The organism is Pedobacter sp. NJ-S-72 (assembly GCF_053890575.1).
The window spans coordinates 5,043,816-5,066,433 of record NZ_CM132681.1 but is presented as its reverse complement, the minus strand read 5'-3'; the positions used below and the strand labels follow the sequence as shown (position 1 = coordinate 5,066,433).

Here is a 22,618-nt window from a genome sequence, read left to right as displayed (position 1 = left end):
TTTAGTATTGCTCCTTTTCATTTGGAAAGTCATTCGCTTTCACATCCTTAATATATGCTTTTGCAGCATCTAAAATTCCATCATACAAATTAATAATGTATTGACGTAAAAAACGTGGTTTAAAGCCTTTAGTTAAACCGATCATATCGTTTACAACTAAAACCTGTCCGTCACAATGCGGACCAGCACCAATTCCGATAACCGGAATATGCAGGCTTTCAGAAACTTCTTTAGCCAATGCTGCAGGTATTTTCTCCAGTACAACTGCAAAACAACCAGCATCCTGCAAAGCCTGAGCATCAATTTTTAATTTCTCAGCTTCCTGCTCATCTTTAGCTCTTACAGTATAAGTACCAAATTTATAAATGGATTGAGGCGTTAAGCCTAAATGGCCCATTACAGGAATTCCTGCAGTGATAATACGTGATATAGAATCTACAACTTCAGTTCCACCTTCCAGTTTTACACCGTGGGCACCTGATTCTTTCATAATCCTGATCGCAGAGCTTAAAGCCTCTTTTGAATTCCCCTGGTAAGAACCGAAAGGAAGATCCACTACGACAAAAGCACGTGTTGCGCCTCTAACGACACCCTGTGCATGATAAATCATCTGGTCCAGTGTCCAGTGTAATCGGCAAAGTAGTTTCATGGCCCGCCATTACGTTTGAAGCTGAATCACCAACCAATAAGACATCAAGTCCTGCATCATCCAAAACCGTAGCCATGGAATAATCATAAGCAGTTAACATCGATATTTTTTCACCACTCTGTTTCATCGCTTGCAGAATGTGGGTTGTAATACGCTTTACTTCTTTGTGTATAGACATAAATTTATGCTTTTAGGGGAGCAAAATTAGGGTATTCAATTGAGAAAACTACCCTTCCCTCTCATTATATGAGGGATATATGATGTAACAATATAATCCTGATAAAAAAAATATGGATTTTAGGATGAAAAAGCTATCTTTGTATCCCGAAATGAACGGGTTAAACAACAACACATTTGTTAATCATTATAGCGACATCAAAATCGCAAATCTTCGTTCATTAATCCCTTTTTTAAACTTTATTTTTCATTTTAATTACGATGACTAACTACACCAAGTTACCCTGTATCCTGTTATTGGCTGACGGTACTGTTTACCACGGTAAAGCTGCCGGAAAGATTGGTACAACGACAGGAGAGATTTGTTTCAACACAGGAATGACGGGTTATCAGGAGATTTTCACTGACCCATCTTATTTCGGACAAATCATGGTCACTACGAATGCCCATATTGGTAATTATGGAATTCATAAAGAAGAAATCGAATCTGATTCGATTAAGATTGCAGGTCTGGTTTGCAAAAACTACAACATCGGCTATAGCCGTAAAGAAGCTAATGAATCTATACAGGATTATTTCCAGGATGAAAACATCGTTGGAATATCTGATATCGATACCCGCGCTTTAGTAAGAAAAATCAGAGATCAGGGAGCAATGAATGCGATTATCTCTTCTGAAATCACTGACATCGAAGAACTGAAAGCTAAATTAGCACAAGTACCTTCTATGGATGGTCTTGAGCTATCTTCACAGGTTTCTACCAAAGAACCTTATTTCTATGGTTCACCAGAAGCGGCTTATAAAGTTGCAGCACTGGATTTCGGTATCAAGAAAAATACTTTACGCAATTTCGACGACAGAGATTTATATGTACAGGTTTTCCCTGCAAAAACTACTTTCGAAGAAATGGACAAATGGGGAGCTGACGCTTACTTCGTGTCTAACGGCCCTGGCGATCCATCGGCAATGCCATATGCTATTGAAACTGTAAAACAAATTCTTGCTTCAGACAAACCATTATTTGGTATCTGTTTAGGTCATCAGTTATTAGCTCAGGCTAACGGAATTGGTACTATGAAAATGTTTAACGGCCACAGGGGATTAAATCACCCGGTAAAAAATATTATTAAAAACCACTGCGAAGTAACTTCTCAAAATCATGGTTTCGGTGTAATCCCTGAAGAAGTGAGAAATTCTGACAAAGTGGAAATCACACATATCAACTTAAATGATCAGTCTATCGAAGGAATTCGTGTGAAAGGCAAAAAAGCATTCTCGGTACAGTATCACCCTGAATCTTCTCCTGGCCCCCATGATTCACGTTACCTGTTTGATGACTTCGTGAACCTGATCAAAGGCGAACTAAGCTGGTAAACCGGTAATCACCGGCTCTAACCATCATTTTACCGACATTTTAAGAAAGGATTGAGTCACATCAATCCTTTTTACATTAAACCTTGTTACATTTATCGCATGGATAAAACGAATACCATTATCAGTGTCCGTAATCTGGTAAAAAACTATGCTGATTTCCAGGCAGTCAAAGGGATTAGTTTCGACGTCTATGAAAATGAAATTTTCGGACTGCTCGGCCCTAATGGCGCAGGAAAAACTACTACTTTAGAAATTATTGAGACGCTCCGGGAAAAAACTTCAGGAGAAATTACAGTAGATGGATTTTCTGTAGATAAAAATGCCAATGAAATCAAAAGGATTATTGGTGTACAGCTACAGGCTGCCGGTTATTACCCAAACCTGAACCTTGTAGAACTCATGGAGCTTTTTGCCGGCTTATATGGCGTAAACATCAAACCAATGGAAATGCTCGAGAAAGTAAATCTTCAGGATAAAGCAAAAGCAAAGTACAAAGCCCTTTCCGGCGGACAGAAACAGCGTTTTTCAATCGCAACAACCTTACTGAATTCTCCTAAAATCATTTTTCTGGATGAGCCGACAACGGGATTAGATCCTCAGGCACGCCGTAATTTGTGGGACTTGATTATTGACATCAGGAACAATGGGACAACAGTCGTACTGACCACCCACTATATGGATGAGGCAGAACAACTTTGTGACCGTGTCGCTTTTGTGGAACATGGAGAAATCATTGCGCTGGATACTCCTGACAATCTGATTGATCAGTTAATTAACAGCGGATTCGAAAGAAAAAAGGAAGTTAAAAAAGCTAACCTCGAAGATGTATTTATCAATCTTACAGGCCAGGAATGGCGTGAAGGTTAAATGAGCGCAAAAATGAACAAATCATATAACAATACAAAAGCCACACTGGCACTGGCGAAAGCAAGTTTCAGATCTATTACCCGCAGCCCGTCAGCTGTAGTTTTCACCCTCGCATTTCCACTGATCTTTATCCTTGTATTTGGTTTTCTGGGTGGCGGAGGTGTAAAATTAGACCTTGCTGTAGCACCGGGATCTGACATGCAGAATCCTGTGATCATCGCCTTACAGCATACCCCTGTAGTACATTTAATTACAGACAAAAGTGAGATTGAGCTTCAGCAGCGCCTGGAAAAAGGAACTATAGCCGGTGTAATTGATGTCCATAAAAACATCGTTGCACAACCAGCTTATTTAGCAAACGTAAAATATACTTCTGCATCGATGGATAAAGGAAACATCCTTAAATCGATCTTAAATAACCTGATGTATGCTTTGAATACTAAAGATCTGAAGCCATCAGTAGCAGAGCTGAAAGAAAGTACAGTTCATGGCAGAACTTACCGTACCATTGATTTTATCCTTCCGGGACAATTGGGTTTCTCTTTTTGAGTACGGGTGTTTTCGGAACAGCCTTTGTGTTTTTCAGCTTAAGACAAACCCTGGTGATCAAACGTTTTTTTGCCACTCCGGTAAAAAGATCAAGCATTATCCTTGGTGAAGGAATGGCCAGAATAGGTTTCGCCTTAATCGGGGCTTTGTTTATCATTCTGATTGGTCACTTCTTTTTCCATTTCACGCTTATACACGGGGTCACGACAGTCATAAACATGCTCCTCCTTTCTACAATTGGTGTAATTGTCTTCATGGGCTTTGGTTTTGTCGTTTCGGGTATTGCAAAAAGTGAAAGTACGATCCCCCCTATCTCAAATATTATTACCTTACCACAATTTTTATTATCTGGTACGTTCTTCTCTATAGAGAATTTCCCGAACTGGTTACAACCAATCAGCAGGGCACTACCGCTAACCTACTTAAACGATGCAATGAGACAAGTTGCTTTTGAAGGGGCTGGACTATGGGATGTGAAACAACAGATTTTTTTAATCATGGTGATCTGGGGGATAGGAATATACGCTGTAGCGGTGAAGGTATTCAAGTGGGAATAAAATTATGGGGAATCAATCCTTATAATTTAAATTTTATTTTAACTTTGATCATCACCTGGTAATTGTATTATTTACACTAAGGAGATAAAAACACTTAAAACAACTAAAATGAGTTTAATTATTGATGTTCATGCAAGGCAAATCCTCGATTCAAGAGGTAACCCTACTGTTGAAGTAGAAGTAATCACTGAAAATGGCCAAATGGGCCGCGCTGCTGTACCATCTGGTGCAAGTACGGGTAAACATGAGGCTGTTGAGCTAAGAGACGGAGATAAGAAAGTTTACATGGGCAAGGGTGTATTAAAAGCCGTTGAGAATGTGAACAAGAAAATAGCTAAGGAACTTCAGGGTATCGATGTTTTTGAGCAAAATCTGATTGACAAGGCGATGATCGACCTTGACGGTTCAGAAAACAAAGGAAATTTAGGTGCTAATGCAATCTTAGGTGTTTCTTTAGCAGTAGCTAAAGCAGCAGCAGCAGAAAGCAGACAACCATTATACCGTTATATCGGTGGTGTAAATGCAAATACATTACCTATTCCAATGATGAACATCTTAAACGGTGGTGCACATGCGGATAACAAAATCGACTTCCAGGAGTTCATGATTATGCCATTGGGTGCAAGCAGTTTCTCTGAAGCATTACAAATGGGAACTCAGGTATTTCACCACCTGAAAGACGTATTAAAGAAAAAAGGTTATTCAACAAATGTTGGTGATGAAGGTGGTTTTGCACCAAACATCGGTTCAAACGTAGAAGCCATTGAAACTGTTTTAACAGCGATTGAAACTGCTGGTTTCACTCCTGGTAAAGATATCTGGATCGCGATGGATGCTGCTGCATCTGAAATGTATGATTCAAAAACTAAAACTTACAACTTCCATAAATCATCTGGTGAGAAATTAACTTCTGACGAAATGGTTAAATATTGGGTTGACTGGGCTGCTAACAAAAATACCCTATCATCTCTATTGAAGACGGTTTAGATGAAGATGACTGGAATGCATGGGAAGCTTTAACTTTAGCTATCGGTAACAAAGTACAGTTAGTGGGGGATGATTTGTTTGTTACTAACGTAAAACGTTTACAACAGGGAATCGATAAAAGCATCGCTAACTCTATCTTAGTTAAAGTAAATCAGATCGGTACATTGACTGAAACTATCAACGCAGTATCACTGGCACAAAACAGTGGTTACACGTCGGTAATGAGTCACCGTTCAGGAGAAACTGAAGATACAACTATCGCTGACTTAGCAGTAGCTTTAAACTGTGGTCAGATCAAAACTGGTTCAGCTTCACGTTCTGACAGGATAGCAAAATACAACCAGTTATTACGTATTGAAGAAGAATTAGGTTCTGCTGCACGTTTCATTGGTAAAGATTTCAAATTCTTGAAAAAATAAGCTGATTTTTCAGTTTTTTATAGAAAGCATAGTCGGAAAAACGCTATATGCTTTTTTTTTGTGAAGGAAGGTTTCATATAATTTAGAACCAGAAAACTATGTAATTGACGTGCTATCCATTATTGGATTTATATTTCCCGTACATTTTGTTTCCTTTAAAATCGGGTCGCTCTGAATAATATTTATACAATCTGTAATAAAGACACTTAACAGATTTCATTAAGGATAATCAGCATTTTTTAAATAGTATAGTGCACCAAATATATTCCTTTAATCAGCACGTTATTCAAAAACATCACTAAACTGCATAATTCATAACTATAAAAGATACCTTTACAGCACTCGTTAAATCAAATGAAAATTCCTGAGGTATTAAAAAAATTCAAGACTGAAGAGCTAGCTTTTGGATCATTGTTTATTTCTACTCTTATCATAAATACTGGTAATGGAATTCCAGGAATGATTATCTCTTTATTACTGGCACTCTATCTCCTCGTGTTTGGATGGTACCTGCTCCCTGTTGGTGATAAAAAGAATATGACTCTTTCCATCTCAAGCGGGATCGTTTATGCTATTTGTCTTACCTGCATTGCAATATACTCTGGGAACCTTTATCAAGGTTTCTTCTTTTTTTATGTAGAAGGAGCCCTATTACTTCCATTATCTTTTTATCTGATTTATAGAACAGAGGGGGAAACATATAAAAAATTACATCTGATAAGAATTACGATTATCATAGCCCTGAGTATTTATCTATTTATGGCTTCATCGTTCAGACCCTGAACAAAATGCTGCTTTGATATCGCAAAATTTGACATCAAAGCACAAAAAAACACCCTACCATTTTTTGTATTATAATTTATATCTTTGTTTATATGAACAGATTACTAGAAATCTTTCGCAACAAATATTTTCTTTCTGCTGCAGCATTTGCAGTCTGGATGATGTTCTTTGATAAGAACGACATGCTTTCTCAATATGAGTACCGCACAGAAGTTCATAAACTGCAGGAAGAAAAAGATTTCTATGAAAAGCAAACTGCACAGGTGAAGAAAGATTTGAACGAGCTAAACACCAATCTGAATACAGCAGAAAAATTTGCACGGGAAAAATACTTTATGAAAAAAGACAATGAGGATGTTTTTGTCATTATTAAAGCAGCTCCTAAAGACTAAAAATCAGTTAAATCTAATATCCGAATCTCGGTAAAGTCAGCTTATAACGTACTACAACTACACGAAGTGCGAAAATAAACCCGATTACCAACACTTTTGCCACATCTGCTTTCAGATTAAAGAACAATAAAGTAAAATACAGGATTCCGCCTAGTATACAAGCTGTAGCATATATTTCCTTTTTAAAGATCAAAGGGATTGTATTCAATAATGTATCCCGGATTACCCCTCCAAAACAGCCGGTAATTGTACCCAGAGCTATACAGATCCCCGGGCTCAAACCAAAAGCTATCCCCTTTTGAATCCCTAGTATCGTAAATAATCCAAGTCCCATAGAGTCAAACAGAAACAGCGTAACCGTAAACCGCTTTCTATGTCTTTTTAAAAAGATAGTCAATAATGAAGTCACCAGGATCAGCAAACAATAGTTTACATCTCTCATCCACTTAACAGGTGTATCACCTAACAGTAAATCACGGACAGTACCGCCACCAATAGAAGTCACAAAGGCAATGATTAATACACCAAAGGGATCGAGGCGCCGCTGTATAGCAGAAAATGAACCAGAGATCGCAAAAGCGATAGTACCTAAAATCTCTATAACCTGAGAGGTAGTAAATTCCATAAATTAACCTTTATTACAGCGCCGAATTTCTCTTACGTACAAACCATTCTATACTGAGCAATATCAAAATCAGTACAAATAAACTTTTTAAATTAATTAATTCCTCATACTTACGGTCTTCGTAACTCAGTGTTTTCAACTGGTTACTTTTAAGCAGGTCATCCTTAATTTTCAAAAGCTGGTCTGGAAGATACAATTTTCCATTGGTCTGATTAGCTAACTGATATAATAATAATGATTTGCCAGTGTCTGCTGAAATTCGGCAGTTAAGGTGTTGACAAAAAAGGAACCTTTATCCTGATACCGCTGACTGCCTAATACGGTATTGGCAACGTAACTGTAATTACCCGGAGGCAGTATCCCCGCATCTAACTGATAAGAAGATTCAAACCTGGAAAAAGTAAAATTATAAGTCTTCCCCTTTTCATCTTTTAATAGCAAATTTACATCTGGCGTATTTACAGGCTGATAACTATCATTGTATAATGTCGCATTCAACAGTACACGGTCATTCTCTTCAAATGTATTTTTAGCCGGTCTGACTTTGAATTTCCTTTTATCATCCTTAACAGAAAGATACTGTACGATCTTACCCATTAAATCATTAAAAACAGGGGTCTGTGGATTTTCACGTGCTTCGGACAATTTCCATTTCCATAAGCCTTCTCCAATCAGGTAACCCGTTTTACGCCCGTTATCATTCATGAAAAATAACTGTGGATGATCTGTTTTTATTTTGCCATTGCGCTGATCAAGCACGACCTGCTGATTTCCCAGGATTTTAAACAGGCCTGAGGGTGCTTGCAGCGGATCAAAATTTTCGATCACTTTGCGGGATGCAGGATCTAAATCGAAAACGGAAAGATTTTTATCAATATCACTGTACTGATATTGTAATGCATTATTCCCTGAAAAATTCACTTGCTGCTGTACCTGGTTAAATCTGCTCAGATTACTTTGCGCCCCTGCAATATACCATACCGGAACCTTTTCGGCTTTTATTTTAGCAATTAACCCATTTGCGTCGAATTGATTATCTGGCAACTGATACAAAATGATCAGCCCATAACCTTTAGGGTCAATCTTTAACAGATCATCATTCAGTACCACTGAAACTTCATGGTGTTTATTTAATCCGATTGCTTGCTTCAATACAGCCAAATCAGGGTGGGGTCCCGCAGCGGCAATTAATACTTTCTGACGTTCATCAATGACCTCCACTAAAGTTTGAAAACTATTGTTTTTCACGGAAATTTCCTGCTCAACAGGAGATAACGAAATGAGATATTTATGCTGACCTGTTTTTGAAGCTCTTAAAGTAACCGGAATATTTTTCGAAAACAGCTCCGAATTTACTTTAACAGCTTCTTCATATACTTTTTTTCCATCTTCCAGCACAGTTAATTTAACCGGAACCCCGTTGCATTGATAAGCCTGCACCTGCACTTCCATTCTGAAATCATTATCCAGATAAACCAGGTCATTCATATTGACAGAACTGATCAATATATCTTTTTTAGGGACTGTATCTCCCAAAGCAATTGTATAAACCGGAGCTTTCAACAAAGCCAGATCCTGCGACGGGTTTCCTCCTCTGTTAAAAATGCCATCAGTAGCCAGAATCACAGCTCCGACATTTTTATTCATCATCTCGTCACCGAGTTGTTTAATGAGTTGAACCGCATTGGTTAACTTCCCTTTATAATCAAAATCAAGCCCGCTAATCACTTTATCACTAAAACTATAGACTCTTACCTCGTATTTCGCTGAAAGCTCGCCCTGGAGGCGCTGAAGATCTTTTCTGTATTTAAGACTATCAAATCCCACGGCTGTAAATGCACCAATAGATTCGGAGTTATCCTGAGCAATGATGACTATAGGTTTTTCAAGCGTATAACTTACTTGTTTAATCAGTGGCGAGAACAAGAGCCATAAGATTAAAGTCATCACCACCGTTCTGGCTACTGCCAAACCTATTCTTACCGGACGGATTAAATTAGATGCTTTCCCATAGAGCAGCCATGCAAAAAATAAACCAGCTGCTAAACAGCCAGTAAATGCAAGGAAGGTATAAAAGTTAAAGGTCTCATTCATTGGTCAGGGTAAAGATGCTGATTTTTTAAAAACTGACTGCATAATTCTACGGAAAAGTAAAATTCACCAGCTTGTTTTAAGGCAGTTTTTTATTCCCAAAAAAGGTGAAAACCGCACATCCACAACTACCTGGAAATCAAGTCACTACAAGCACCTTGTTCAGACATCGTTCACAGTTCTTCCAGACCACCTTTAGAACTTGTTCACTCTGCCCTGAATAAATACTGTGTAAAGTATTTATTCAGCTTATCTGACTTCATTTCCACTACCTTTTTCTAACAGGTTCTGAACATCTTCAATACCTAATAAAAAAAAGGGTAAAAATCCATCCCTTAACAGGAGGACTTTTACCCTTTCAATAATTTATATTAGCTAATACAACCTTATAACATACCGCCGCAAACAGACAATACCTGTCCGGTCACATACGCACTCATATCAGAAGCAAGGAATACACAAACATTCGCTACATCCTCTGGCTCACCTGCACGTTTCAACGGAATACCTTCTTCCCAGCCTTTGACAACTTTAGGGTCTAATACATCAGTCATCTCTGTACGGATAAATCCTGGAGCAACAACGTTAGTACGGATATTTCTCGAACCTAATTCTTTAGCAACAGATTTAGAAAAACCAATAATACCAGCTTTGAAGCCGCATAGTTTGCCTGTCCTGCATTTCCCTGTACACCTACTACTGAACTCAGGTTGATGAAAGATCCTTTACGGTTTTTCATCATCACTTTTGAAGCTGCTTTAGTGACATTGAACACAGATTTCAGGTTTACGTTAATTACGTCATCCCAGTTTTCTTCGCTCATACGCATCAATAAACCATCCTTAGTAATCCCTGCATTGTTTACAACGATGTCGATAGTACCAAATTCAGCAACGATATCACTAATTAGTTTTTCTGCTTCATCAAATTTAGAGGCGTCAGAGCGGTATCCTTTGATTTTAGTCCCGAAAGACTGTAATTCCTGCTCCAATGCTTCTCCTTTTTCTACTGAAGACAAATAAGTGAAAGCAACATTCGCGCCTTGTTCTGCAAATTTCTCTGCTATTTTGCGGCCTATTCCTTTTGAAGCACCAGTTATTAATGCTGTTTTTCCTTCTAATAGTTTCATCTATGTATTGTATATGTATTTTTTTAATAATGGTTATTTCAAGTTCTAATCTATCAATCAAATTTAAGCAGCATCTTAAATTGCTGGCTCCTGCTGGCTTAAGCAATGGAAACTTCCCAATCCCCAGATAATATCTGTAGAATCAATCCCAACCACTTTACGGTCAGGGAAAGCACCTCTGATAATATCCAATGCAATTTCATCATTTACATCCCTGAAAGTAGGTACGATTACTGCCGCATTTGCAATATAAAAATTAGCATATGAAGCTGGTAGACGCGTATCTTCATGGATAACTGGTGAAGGCATTGGTAACTGAATAATGTTTAAAGGCTCTCCGTTTAACAAGCGCATCGCTTTCAGCTCTTCCAGATTCTCTTTTAAAAGAATATAATTCTCATCCAACGGATTAGACTCCACAACAGTCAATACAGTATTTGCATTTACAAAGCGGGTTATATCATCTATGTGCCCGTCCGTATCATCTCCTACAATACCATCTCCAACCCACAAAAAACTGCTCTGCACCTAACATTCTTTCAAATACTCTTCGATCTGCTCCTGGTTCAAATGCGGGTTCCTGTTTGTATTTAAAAGACAGGCTCTGGAAGTTAAAATCGTTCCTGCACCATTAAATTCTACAGATCCTCCTTCCATTACAATACCCGGATTAAATACCGGTAAGCTAAAATGATCTGCAATACGGGTAGGTATGACATCATCCAGCTCATACGGAGGATACTTGTTTCCCCATGCATTATACCCCCAGTCAATTACTACTTTTTGCTGTTCCGCTTTCGCATTCAATAAAAAGGCAGGACCGTGATCACGGCACCAGGCATCATTACTTGGATTGAAATAAAATTCGATCTGCGTTAAATCTGCACCAGCTTTCTGCAATTTTGAAATTGCAAAAGCTTTGGTCGCTTCATCGTTCACATTGATTCTTACCTTCTCTCCCTGGGCTACAATTTTGATAAATTCACAATAAGGTGCATATATCGTATCCAATTTACCCGGCCATGCCATGAAGCTTCTTTATGAGGCCATGTTAACCAGGTTGCTTCATGTTTTGCCCATTCAGCAGGAAAGCTATATCCGGCTTTCTTCGGAGAGTTATCAAATAGATTCGTCATCTATATATCTTTTGGTAATTGGTGAATAAGTATCAATTCTTCTGTCACGTAAAAAAGGCCAGTGTGTTCTGTAACTGTCAGATTTAGACAAGTCAAGTTCTACTACTTTCAATTCTTCTTTATCATGCGAAGCCTGGTATAAAAGTGAGCCGAACGGATTAGACACAAATGATCCTCCCCAGAATGAAACACCAGCTTCTTCACCTACACGGTTGATACTTACTACAGGTACACCATTCGCGATAGCATGTGAACGCTGAATAGTCTGCCATGCATTATACTGTTCTTTATTTGTATCTTCGTCCTGAGTAGTTGCCCATCCTATTGCGGTTGGATAAACTAAGAAGTCAGCACCCATTAAAGCAGTGATTCTTGCTGCTTCAGGATACCACTGATCCAGCAGATCAGGACTCCTATCTTTGCATACTTAGTTTTGAAAACTTTATATCCCAGATCGCCTGGAGTAAAATAGAATTTTTCATAGAATCCAGGATCATCAGGGATATGCATTTTACGGTATTTACCTAAATATGCACCATCTGCATCCAGAACAGCAGTAGTATTATGATACAGGCCCTCCGCTCTTTTTTCAAACAGAGAGGCAACAATTACTACGTTTAGTTCTTTGGCAACGGCCGATAAAATATCGGTTGACGGGCCTGGGATAGTTTCTGCTAATTTGAAGTTTTCATAATCTTCAATATCACAGAAATATAATGAGGTAAAAAGTTCCTGCAGACAAACCACCTGGGCGCCTTGTGCCGCAACTTCGCGGATCTTTGCAATCGCTTTATCTAAATTTTCTTGTTTATTATTGGAACAGGTCATCTGCACCAATCCAACTTGTACTTTAGCCATTCTTTGAATTTTTGTGATTGCAAAGTTAACAGAAAAAAAATTCTGTAGTTCATTATTCTGAAAAGGGTCTCTCAGACAGGAACAAAGGCTTAAAAGTTGAATTTGTTACGATCTTATCCGGGAAGAAGAAATCTGGTTTTTATGTAGTTGATGTTAAAGTATCCCTGTATTCCTGCTGTAATTCGAACAAACATTTAGCACAAAGACAGCTATCATAATGCTCGCTGATATACTGCACCTCATTCAGATCAAGATAAACTACACTACACTGGCATTTAGTGTAGGAGTTCGCCTTGCACTCAATCGGCACACCGCAACGTTCGCATGGTATAATTTCGTGTTTCGCCATTTACAAAAGGTATAATACAACAAAAGTACGGTAATTTGAATTACCGTACTTTATGCCTTTCATTTTATGAGATTTAGATTATCCTGAGCAGCTGATACAGCCTTCTTCCATTGAACAAACAGGACCATCAGTGATCTCTTCAACCACTTGATCAATATGTTCCGGAATTACAGGTTCCATATATTTTTACCTCCTGGTTCTCAACAGTGAATTTCACGGCTTGAGAAGCAGCTTGTGTACGCAAGTAATACATTCCTGTTTTTAATCCTTTCTTCCATGCGTAGAAGTGCATTGAAGTCAGTTTAGAAGTATTAGGTGCGTTAATAAACAAGTTCAGAGATTGCGACTGGCAGATATAAGCACCACGATCGGCTGCCATATCAATGATACTACGCATTTTAATTTCCCAAACTGTTTTATACAATTCTTTGATATAATCTGGAATTTCAGCGATGTCCTGGATAGAACCGTTAGCTAAAATAATTCTGTCTTTCATTGCTGGTGTCCATAAACCTAAAGCAACTAAATCTTTCAATAAGTGTTTGTTAACCACGATGAATTCACCGCTCAATACACGTCTTGTATAGATGTTTGAAGTATAAGGTTCGAAACACTCATTGTTACCCAAGATCTGAGAAGTTGAAGCTGTAGGCATTGGCGCAACCAAAAGAGAGTTACGTACACCGTCTTTAACTACTTTTTTTTACGCAAACCTGCCCAGTCCCAACGGTTACTCGATGGCGTTACGTTCCAAAGATCAAACTGGAATTTACCTTTTGATAAAGGAGAACCTTTGAAAGTCTCATAAGCTCCGTCTTTAACAGCAAGATCATGCGAAGCAGTCATTGCAGCAAAGTAAATAGTTTCAAAGATCTCTTTGTTCAGTTCTCTTGCACCTTCGCTTTCGAAAGGTAAACGCATTAAGATAAATGCATCCGCAAGTCCCTGTACACCTAAACCTACTGGTCTGTGGCGCATATTAGAGTTTCTTGCTTCTTCTACCGGATAGAAGTTATAATCGATGATCTTATTCAGGTTTAAAGTAGCCTGATAAGTTACATCATATAATTTCTGGTGGTCAAATTCTCCGTTGATTACATATCTTGGTAAAGCCAGTGAAGCTAAGTTACATACAGCAACTTCATCTTTAGAGGTATACTCAATGATCTCAGTACATAAGTTAGAACTTTGATAGTTCCTAAGTTCTGCTGATTAGATTTACCGTTTGCGGCATCTTTATATAACAGGTAAGGAGTTCCGGTTTCAATTTGTGAATCCAGGATAGCGAACCATAATTCCTGTGCTTTGATCGTTTTACGGGCACGGCCTTCTTGTTCGTAACGTGTATATAACGCGTTAAATTCTTCTCCCCAACAATCTGCAAGTCCTGGTGCTTCATGTGGACAGAACAGGCTCCATTCGCCATTTTCTTCTACACGCTGCATAAATAAATCACAAACCCAAAGTGCATAGAACAAGTCACGTGCGCGCATTTCTTCTTTACCGTGATTTTTACGTAAATCAAGGAAAGCGAATACGTCTGCATGCCATGGTTCTAAATAGATTGCGAAAGCACCTTTACGCTTACCTCCACCCTGATCTACATAACGGGCAGTATCATTGAATACTTTTAGCATTGGAACGATACCATTACTGGTTCCGTTTGTTCCACTGATATAAGAACCTGTAGCTTTACGTTGTGAATACTCAAACCAATACCACCAGCACTTTGTGAGATTTTAGCAGTTTGTTTTAAAGTATCATAGATTCCTTCGATACTATCATCCTGCATAGATAATAAGAAGCAGGACGACATTTGAGGTTTAGGTGTTGCTGCATTAAACAAGGTTGGTGTAGCATGGGTAAACCAACGCTCACTCATCAGGTTATAAGTAGCGATTACGCTATCAATATCACCTTTGTGAATCCCTACAGATACACGCATGAATAAATGCTGAGGGCGTTCTACAATTTCACCGTTAATTTTTAGCAGATACGATTTTTCAAGGGTCTTGAAACCAAAGTAATCGAAACCAAAATCTCTGTCATAGATAATAGTACTGTCTAAAAGATCAGCATTTTCCTGAATGACTTCCCAAACATCTTCAGCGATCAGAGAAGCAGACTTTTCAGTCTTAGGATCTATATATCTATATAACATTTCCATCGTCTTTGAAAACGACTTCGTAGTATTCTTATGCAGGTTTGATACGGCTATCCTTGAGGCTAATAAAGCGTAGTCCGGGTGTTTAGTCGTTAAAGAGGCAGCAGTTTCAGCAGCAAGATTATCCAATTCTGAGGTTGTAACACCATCATACAATCCCTCAATTACTTTCTTGGCTACATCTATAGGATCAACAAGTTCTACATTAAAGCCATAACATAACTTTTCGATTCGGGCAGTGATCTTATCAAACCGCACCGCTTCTTTGCGACCATCTCTTTTTTCTACAAACATATATTCTTAGGTTTTATGCTGCTTATTCTCGTTGTTCAAAGCAATTCCGAACATAGGCAACAGTTTATATTCTTTTATTAAAAATCATCATCCAGAGAGAAAGCCGAAGCTTTGTCTTCTGAAGACGTCAACACACCACTTTTTCTGGTAATCACCAACACGTTTCTCAAAGAAGTTGGTTTTTCCCTGTAATGAAATCATCTCCATGAAATCAAACGGATTAGTAGCGTTATATATTTTATCATAGCCTAATTCAGTTGACCATCTGTCAGCAACAAACTCAATATACTGAGACATCAGTTTGGCATTCATACCGATCAGTGCAACTGGCAGTGCATCTGTTACAAATTCTTTTTCTATTTCAACAGCATCTTTGATAATACCGTGAACAGCTTCCTGGGTAAGTCTGTTTTTCAGCATTTTGTAAAGCAGGCAGGCAAATTCGCAGTGCATTCCTTCATCTCTTGAGATCAGCTCGTTGCTAAAGGTTAAACCTGGCATTAATCCACGTTTCTTTAACCAGAAAATTGAGCAGAAACTTCCGCTGAAGAAGATACCTTCTACAGCTGCAAAAGCAACCAGACGTTCAGCGAAGTTTCCTCCGTCAATCCAGCGTAATGCCCATTCTGCTTTTCTTTTCACACAAGGTACAGTCTCAATTGCGTGGAACAGTCTGTCTTTCTCTGCTTCATCTTTGATATAAGTATCAATTAATAAGGCATAAGTTTCAGAGGGATGTTTTCCATCATAATCTGGAAACCGTAAAAGCAGCGTGCTTCAGGCAACTGGACTTCACTCATAAAGTTGACTGCAAGGTTCTCATTCACAATTCCGTCGCTGGCTGAGAAAAATGCCAGGATGTGAGAAATGAAGTGGCGTTCTCCATCATTAAGGTTATCCCAATGCTTTTGATCATCAGACAGATCAATCTCTTCGGCTGTCCAAAAACTAGCTTCACTCTTTTTGTACATTTCCCAGATTGCCGGATATTTAATTGGCAAAAGTACAAAGCGATCTTTGTTCTCTTTCAGTAATACTTCTTCTTCCATGGGTATATTATAAGGGTAATAAACGATGTCAATATGTATAAATCCTCTTAAACAGTCCTTTTAGCAGACCGGCTTCAACAAATCAAAAGATTTAAATAAAATAAGGCCTAATATTTAAGTATAAAATATTAATTACTAAACCTTTACCTAACAAACTATTGATAATAATGTCAGAATTTTTGTTAAAACAAATATAAACTTTGAGGCTTTCAAACGTTAGCAATAGTTCTTAACAAGAGGGCGTAGTTATCCACAAGTGGTAACAAAAATTACAGTTAATTTACTTTGTAAAGTTGTTATTGATTTTTACAGTTATCAATGGGACTTGAAAAAACTGTTAATAACATTCGCGAATCTGACTATTGCAACCTGATATTCAGGATTTAAGAAGATTTATCGTAGCTGATTTTAACTTTCGATTGTCCTTTTCTGAAAAAACCAAGCTCTTTGGCCGCTTCTTCTGAAACATCGATAATATATCTTTTTGTAAAAGGGCCTCTGTCATTGATTTCGACATCTACTGATTTTCCATTAGCGATGTTCGTGACTGTTACGATTGTACCGAAGGGAAGTGTGCGGTGCGCAGCTGTTAATTTCTTTCCCCGGTATTTGGCTCCGCTGGTAGTTCTTCTGCCTTCAAACTTCCTATGATAATAGGTTGCCATTCCTGTTTTTATTCGCGTAGCACTGTCTAACGTTGTACTGTCTAGCGCTGTAGTATCTCCCTGTGCGTCAACCCGCAAGAACAGGAACATACTCAATAAAAGCAAACAATATTTCATATTTAAATTTGTTGGTGAACTTTCAAAGGTAAACAAAAAAAGTACATCCCACCAAAAAAAAAAAAAAAAAAATGAGCTGATCATCGGGCATTTACGTAAAAGACAAAGGCTATTTTAAGGGTTTAAATCACCTTAAAAGCTATTTATCGGGAACAAAGTTCATTGAAATTGAGTTCACACAGTTACGTGTGTTTTTTGCGGTAAAGCCCTCCCCCATGAACACATGTCCAAGGTGCGCTTTACAATTTGCACATACAATTTCGGTACGTGATCCATCAGCATCCGGAATACGGATTACTGCACCTTTGATCTCGTCATCAAAGCTTGGCCAGCCGCATGAAGATTCAAATTTTGATTCAGATCTATAAAGAGGCGCATTGCAGCGTTTGCAAGTATAGGTTCCTCCTTGGCTGTATTTTTCAATAACGTTCCGGTTCCCGGGTATTCAGTGCCTTTATGTACAATTACATCTTCTTCTTCTGCGGTTAATTTATTCCATTCCATTTTGCCGGTGGTTTTTGGTGAAGGTTCTTTTTCGTGTTTCTGCGCGCAGGCCATCAGATTGCAAATGCAAACAAGCCCGGCTATTAATATTGATTTACTGATGATCGTTCTCATAGTTTTATATACGATTAACGGTGCTCCGCAGTTTTTAGCGTACAACAAATTTAAGCTGACAAATACGTGATATAACAAAAAAAAAGGCTCGTTTTGACGCGAACCTCTTTTATATTAGATCTTGCCTGAACAAGCTCTTGATTTAAGAAGGATTATTTCTTTAATAATTCTGCCATAGCTTCACCGATTTCAGCAGGACTTTCTACTACACGGATTCCGCATTCTGCCATAATTTTCATTTTAGCAGCAGCTGTATCATCAGCACCACCAACGATAGCACCAGCATGACCCATTCTACGTCCCGCAGGAGCAGTTTGACCAGCGATAAAACCTACAACTGGTTTTGTACCATGTTCTTTGATCCAAAGAGCAGCTTCAGCTTCCATACCACCACCAATTTCACCGATCATAATGATACCTTCAGTTTCAGGATCATTCATTAACAGTTCAACAGCTTCTTTAGTAGTTGTTCCGATAATCGGATCTCCACCAATACCGATTGCTGTAGTAATACCTAAACCAGCTTTCACTACCTGGTCAACTGCTTCGTAAGTAAGTGTTCCTGATTTAGAAACTACTCCTACTGTACCTTTTCTGAAGATAAATCCTGGCATGATACCAACTTTAGCTTCATCAGCAGTAATAACACCCGGGCAGTTAGGACCGATTAAACGGCAATCTCTTCCAGAAATATATTCTTTAACCTGAATCATATCCTTTGTAGGGATACCTTCAGTAATACATACAATAACTTTTATTCCAGCTTCAGCAGCTTCCATAATAGCATCCGCAGCGAATGCAGGTGGAACAAAGATAATAGATACATTAGCTCCAGCTTGATCAACCGCATCCTTAACCGTGTTAAAAACCGGTCTGTCTAAATGAGTTTGTCCGCCTTTACCAGGTGTAACCCCGCCAACTACGTCAGTTCCGTATTCTATCATTTGTGAAGCATGGTAAGTACCTTCATTTCCGGTAAAACCTTGTACAATTACTTTTGAATCTTTATTTACTAAAACACTCATGTATCTATAATTTTTTATGCAAATCTAAGATTATTGAATGGAATGGCAAATGCATTTCCAATTATAATGAAAAGAATGTTTTCCGGGAGCAAGGGGTCGCGTAAGAAAACTTTAATAAAAGATGGGTGTGGTAGTTTTATGGCCGACGTTCCCTGAAGGAGGAACGATGCCACAAAACTACCACACCCATCTTTTATTCCGGATATCTGACTTGTTTTGGGGGGTAGATAGGTAAAAACAAGGAAGGCCGGGCTGGTGGTTAGCTAGCGAAAATTAGATTATAGAAAGATTAAGTTAGGCTGCTTAATTATTTAGCTGGATATCACAAAATTTGACATCTAACAAAGAAATAATCAACAACATGTTATCATTTGCACAGATTTTTATCAAATAAAACAAGAACACCAACTATGAACACCAACCAGGCCGTGAACGCCTTAAGGGTTAGGAAAAAATGTTATTGTAAAAATTTGACTGGTGTATCCGGACATCAGCTCCAGCATGGAGCGTAGACCGGATACACCAGTCAAATTTTTACAATCTTTTAGACAAACCTTATTTAGTGACACCTGTGGAATGGAATTGCAGATCATACAATTTCTTGTAGTATCCGTCTAGTTTTAACAGTTCCTGGTGATTACCAATTTCCTTAATTTCTCCTTTATCGAGTACGATGATCTGATCTGCTTTTTGTATAGTTGATAAGCGGTGAGCGATTACAATGGAAGTGCGGCCTTTCATCAGTTTATCTATAGCGGCCTGATCAGCATTTCTGTTTCGGTATCTACGGATGAGGTTGCCTCATCAAGAACAAGGATCGAAGGGTTATAGACTAAGGCTCTGATGAATGAGATCAGCTGTGCTTGTCCTGCTGACAATGTCGCTCCACGCTCCATTACGTTATATTGGTATCCTCCGGGAAGTCTTTCTATGAAGTCGTGTGCGCCTACTTTTTGTGCAGCATCAACCACTTCATCCATTGTGATATTCGGATTATTTAATGTGATATTGTTGAAAATCGTATCTGAGAACAGGAAAACATCCTGCAAAACAGTCGCGATATTATTTCTCAGATAGTTTAACTCGTAGTCATCAATGCTTACGCCATCTACTTTAATTTCACCTTTTTGAATGGCATAGAAGCGGTTAAGGATATTGATTGTGGACGATTTTCCTGCTCCGGTAGCACCTACCATAGCTACAGTCTGGCCTGCTTTCACCTCAAATGAAAGGTCTTTCAGAACATAGTTTTCATCGTTATAAGCGAACCATACTTTGTCAAAATTAATATTACCAGCCATTTTTTCTGGCTTGTAAGTCCCGTTGTTTGGCGTTAGTTCCTGAGTATCCAATACCTTGAACACACGCTCTGCTCCTACCATACCCATTTGTAAGGTATTGAATTTATCGGCAAGCTCCCGGATTGGCCTGAAAAGCATACTGATATACAGAATAAATTCAGCGATAGTACCAGGGGTAACATCGAGGGGTTTAGCTAGAATACTTTTTGCACCATACCATACCAAAAGACCCAGTGACATGGCCGATATTATTTCTACTACAGGAAAGAAAATAGAGTAATACCAGTTAGAACGGATATTTGCATCGCGGTAACGTGCATTGATTTTCTTGAATTTACGAAATTCCTGGTCTTCTCTGGCAAAATACTGGATAATGGAAATGCCTGTGATGTGCTCCTGCAAATAGGTATTCAGATTAGATACTTCTGTTCTGATTTCCTGGAATGCCGATTTGATAGATTTTTGAAATACTGAGGTTGCCATAATCAGCAGTGGCATTGGCAGCAGCACGACCACTGTCAGCTCCCAGTCGGCATAAAACATAACTACTATAATGGCGATCACCTGTAGTATATCACCAATAATCACAATCAATCCCTCCGAAAAGATATCAGATATGGTTTCCAGATCGGATACGGTACGGGTTATCAATTGTCCTATCGGGGTTTTATCAAAGTATTGCAGCCTGAGTTTAGTGATATGGTTAAATACATTAATTCTCAGATCACGGATAGCTGACTGCCCAAGGGTATTTGTTAATAAGGTGTGGCTGTATTGAATGATACTTTGTACGACCAGTAAAAAAAGCATCAGCATGGTCATCATCACCAGTCCGCTATGCTCACCCTTAAGAATATAATTATCTAAGGTGTATTTGATCAGGAAGGGTCTTACCGGGGCAATCAATGCGAGCAGTATGGTTAAAATAACCGACCAGATAAATATGCTGCGGTAAGGTCTCACATACTGAAAAACTCTTTTCAATAAGCCAACATTCAACGCATCACCAGTAATTTTCGACATATATTATTTTACAAAAGGATAAATGATATTTACGAGGTAAAGACCACAGGCAGGTACTGACTGCCCGGCATTACTCCGGTTTTTACTTCTTATAATTTCTTCCAGCTGTGCAAGACCAATTTCTTTTTTGCCAATCATGATTAAGGTTCCCACAATCGCACGTACCATATTTCTCAAAAAGCGGTCTGCAGAGATAGTAAATATAAGACCACTAGCCGTTTCACGGAAATAAGCTTCGGTAATTTTACAATTATTTGTAGCCGTTGAGGTGTTGGACTTACTAAAGCTTGTAAAGTCGGTATAGTTTAATAATTGTGCAGCGGCAATATTCATGGCTTCAATATCCAGCTTACCTTTATATAGCCAGGACCGGTTCAGTTTGAAAGGGTCTTTATGGAAATGAAAATGATATTCATAGGATCTGGCTGTTGCATCAAAACGTGCGTGGGCCGTTGGTGAAACACTAAAAATCCTTTTGATAGCTATAGGATATGGTAAAAGCGAATTCACACTACCTACTGCATTGATCGCAGCGGCTTCTGTGACATCCTGTAAATCTACATGCACAAAAAATTTACTGGCATGCACACCAGCATCTGTTCTGCCGCAGCCCAGTGTTTCAACGGGCTGCCTGAAGAAAACTGATAAAGCTTTATCCAGTTCCTGCTGAACAGTGATTGCATTCGGCTGTGTCTGCCAACCATGGTAAGCGGTTCCGTCGTAGGCTAATTCTATAAAAAAACGTTGTATATTCAATGTAATGCAAAAATACTTTTTTCCGCTTAACAAGACAGACGTTTAATGTCTTTTAATATATTTGTTGAAAATTATTAAATTGATATGATACAAAGGGTTCAATCCATCTGGTTGTTTTTAGCATCTGCTACGCTTTTTTTACTGTTAATTCTGCCTATTTTCACCAGACAGGGAACTACCGGGGGATCTTTCATTTCAGATAAGCGGTATTTATCAGAAGATTAACAATGTCAGCCAGAAAACAGAATCTTTCACCGCGCTTTTCGGCGGAACGATCCTGGTCGGACTGATTTGTTTAGCAAACATCTTCAATTTCAAAAACAGAACGCTTCAAAAACGGATTATCGTGCTTACTATAGTATTGATCATCGCTTTGGCGGGATGGACTGCAAGCTATGCGCTGAATACTCCAGGCGGAATAAACGGAATAAATTATGGTGCAGGTGCTTATATGCCTGTGTTTTCTATTCTTTTTTGTTTACTGGCAATCAGGGGTATCAATAAGGATGATAAGCTGATCAGATCGGCTGACAGGTTAAGATAAGGGACTTATTTTTTTACTTAAAGGTCAAATACCCTAACGATTAACACTCAAAAAGTTAAGCTTATAATTATTATTTGGTTATGTACCAAACAAATACCGAAAATTAAGCTTACCTTTGCG

16 protein-coding genes and 9 pseudogenes are annotated in these 22,618 nt (G+C 38.5%); 9 read left to right on the top strand and 16 right to left on the bottom strand.

Going from position 1 to position 22,618, the window contains the following annotated elements:
- Position 1 precedes the first annotated feature (1 nt).
- A pseudogene (panB, locus tag ACWYN3_RS33365) lies at positions 2 to 827 on the bottom strand (3-methyl-2-oxobutanoate hydroxymethyltransferase).
- Positions 828 to 1,087: 260 nt separating this feature from the next.
- Between panB and carA the strand changes: the two are divergent.
- The 7 genes and pseudogenes from carA (at position 1,088) to ACWYN3_RS33330 (ending at position 6,754) form a co-directional block, all read left to right on the top strand.
- Positions 1,088 to 2,200 carry a glutamine-hydrolyzing carbamoyl-phosphate synthase small subunit gene (gene carA / locus ACWYN3_RS33360; RefSeq protein ID WP_456218078.1) on the top strand — a complete coding sequence of 371 codons (1,113 nt, stop codon included), beginning with the start codon at positions 1,088 to 1,090 and terminating at the stop codon, positions 2,198 to 2,200.
- A gap of 99 nt (positions 2,201 to 2,299) precedes the next feature.
- On the top strand, positions 2,300 to 3,067 hold the full coding sequence (locus ACWYN3_RS33355; RefSeq protein ID WP_456218077.1) for an ABC transporter ATP-binding protein: 768 nt from the start codon (positions 2,300 to 2,302) through the stop codon (positions 3,065 to 3,067).
- 12 nt (positions 3,068 to 3,079) lie between these two features.
- Complete coding sequence (locus ACWYN3_RS33350; protein ID WP_456218076.1) at positions 3,080 to 3,616, top strand: hypothetical protein; 537 nt, start codon at positions 3,080 to 3,082, stop codon at positions 3,614 to 3,616.
- The gene (locus tag ACWYN3_RS33345; protein WP_456218075.1) at positions 3,613 to 4,173 is read left to right on the top strand and encodes an ABC transporter permease; all 561 of its coding nucleotides are present in this window, start codon (positions 3,613 to 3,615) and stop codon (positions 4,171 to 4,173) included. The genes ACWYN3_RS33350 and ACWYN3_RS33345 overlap by 4 nt, the downstream gene beginning before the upstream one ends.
- A 108-nt stretch (positions 4,174 to 4,281) precedes the next feature.
- Positions 4,282 to 5,579: pseudogene (gene eno / locus ACWYN3_RS33340) on the top strand (phosphopyruvate hydratase).
- A gap of 354 nt (positions 5,580 to 5,933) precedes the next feature.
- A complete protein-coding gene (locus tag ACWYN3_RS33335) occupies positions 5,934 to 6,362 on the top strand; it encodes a hypothetical protein (RefSeq protein ID WP_456218074.1) in 429 nt (142 codons plus the stop codon).
- A gap of 92 nt (positions 6,363 to 6,454) precedes the next feature.
- Positions 6,455 to 6,754: an FtsB family cell division protein gene (locus tag ACWYN3_RS33330; RefSeq protein WP_456218073.1), complete on the top strand. Its 300-nt coding sequence runs from the start codon at positions 6,455 to 6,457 to the stop codon at positions 6,752 to 6,754.
- 13 nt (positions 6,755 to 6,767) lie between these two features.
- On the opposite strand, the gene ACWYN3_RS33325 is transcribed toward ACWYN3_RS33330, so the two are convergent.
- From ACWYN3_RS33325 to truA, 15 genes and pseudogenes are all read right to left on the bottom strand, one after another.
- A complete protein-coding gene (locus ACWYN3_RS33325; RefSeq protein WP_456218072.1) occupies positions 6,768 to 7,379 on the bottom strand; it encodes a trimeric intracellular cation channel family protein in 612 nt (203 codons plus the stop codon).
- A gap of 13 nt (positions 7,380 to 7,392) precedes the next feature.
- The gene (locus ACWYN3_RS33320; protein WP_456218071.1) at positions 7,393 to 7,575 is read right to left on the bottom strand and encodes a hypothetical protein; all 183 of its coding nucleotides are present in this window, start codon (positions 7,573 to 7,575) and stop codon (positions 7,393 to 7,395) included.
- A gap of 20 nt (positions 7,576 to 7,595) precedes the next feature.
- Positions 7,596 to 9,473 carry a hypothetical protein gene (locus tag ACWYN3_RS33315; RefSeq protein WP_456218070.1) on the bottom strand — a complete coding sequence of 626 codons (1,878 nt, stop codon included), beginning with the start codon at positions 9,471 to 9,473 and terminating at the stop codon, positions 7,596 to 7,598.
- 383 nt (positions 9,474 to 9,856) lie between these two features.
- Positions 9,857 to 10,599 (bottom strand): annotated as a pseudogene (fabG, locus tag ACWYN3_RS33310) (3-oxoacyl-[acyl-carrier-protein] reductase).
- A gap of 75 nt (positions 10,600 to 10,674) precedes the next feature.
- Positions 10,675 to 11,628, bottom strand: a pseudogene (locus ACWYN3_RS33305) (agmatine deiminase family protein).
- Positions 11,565 to 11,735 (bottom strand): agmatine deiminase family protein, encoded by a 171-nt coding sequence (locus ACWYN3_RS33300; RefSeq protein WP_456218069.1) that lies wholly within the window; start codon positions 11,733 to 11,735, stop codon positions 11,565 to 11,567. The pseudogene ACWYN3_RS33305 and the gene ACWYN3_RS33300 overlap by 64 nt, the downstream one beginning before the upstream one ends.
- A pseudogene (locus tag ACWYN3_RS33295) lies at positions 11,719 to 12,593 on the bottom strand (carbon-nitrogen hydrolase). The gene ACWYN3_RS33300 and the pseudogene ACWYN3_RS33295 overlap by 17 nt, the downstream one beginning before the upstream one ends.
- Positions 12,594 to 12,732: 139 nt before the next feature.
- A complete protein-coding gene (locus tag ACWYN3_RS33290; protein WP_456218068.1) occupies positions 12,733 to 12,942 on the bottom strand; it encodes a cysteine-rich CWC family protein in 210 nt (69 codons plus the stop codon).
- 78 nt (positions 12,943 to 13,020) lie between these two features.
- Positions 13,021 to 15,400: pseudogene (locus ACWYN3_RS33285) on the bottom strand (ribonucleoside-diphosphate reductase subunit alpha).
- A 77-nt stretch (positions 15,401 to 15,477) separates the two neighbouring features.
- Positions 15,478 to 16,449: pseudogene (locus tag ACWYN3_RS33280) on the bottom strand (ribonucleoside-diphosphate reductase small subunit).
- Between the two features lie 383 nt (positions 16,450 to 16,832).
- On the bottom strand, positions 16,833 to 17,231 hold the full coding sequence (locus ACWYN3_RS33275; RefSeq protein WP_456218067.1) for a septal ring lytic transglycosylase RlpA family protein: 399 nt from the start codon (positions 17,229 to 17,231) through the stop codon (positions 16,833 to 16,835).
- Between the two features lie 139 nt (positions 17,232 to 17,370).
- A pseudogene (locus tag ACWYN3_RS33270) lies at positions 17,371 to 17,789 on the bottom strand (methionine-R-sulfoxide reductase).
- A gap of 212 nt (positions 17,790 to 18,001) precedes the next feature.
- Positions 18,002 to 18,874, bottom strand: coding sequence for a succinate--CoA ligase subunit alpha (sucD, locus tag ACWYN3_RS33265; RefSeq protein WP_456218066.1), 873 nt, complete (start codon positions 18,872 to 18,874; stop codon positions 18,002 to 18,004).
- Between the two features lie 555 nt (positions 18,875 to 19,429).
- Positions 19,430 to 21,198 (bottom strand): annotated as a pseudogene (locus ACWYN3_RS33260) (ABC transporter ATP-binding protein).
- A gap of 3 nt (positions 21,199 to 21,201) precedes the next feature.
- Positions 21,202 to 21,954 (bottom strand): tRNA pseudouridine(38-40) synthase TruA, encoded by a 753-nt coding sequence (truA, locus tag ACWYN3_RS33255; protein ID WP_456218065.1) that lies wholly within the window; start codon positions 21,952 to 21,954, stop codon positions 21,202 to 21,204.
- A gap of 84 nt (positions 21,955 to 22,038) precedes the next feature.
- Between truA and ACWYN3_RS33250 the strand changes: the two genes are divergently transcribed.
- Positions 22,039 to 22,179: a DUF4293 family protein gene (locus ACWYN3_RS33250; RefSeq protein ID WP_456218064.1), complete on the top strand. Its 141-nt coding sequence runs from the start codon at positions 22,039 to 22,041 to the stop codon at positions 22,177 to 22,179.
- Positions 22,154 to 22,498: a DUF4293 domain-containing protein gene (locus ACWYN3_RS33245; protein WP_456223247.1), complete on the top strand. Its 345-nt coding sequence runs from the start codon at positions 22,154 to 22,156 to the stop codon at positions 22,496 to 22,498. The genes ACWYN3_RS33250 and ACWYN3_RS33245 overlap by 26 nt, the downstream gene beginning before the upstream one ends.
- Positions 22,499 to 22,618 lie beyond the last annotated feature (120 nt).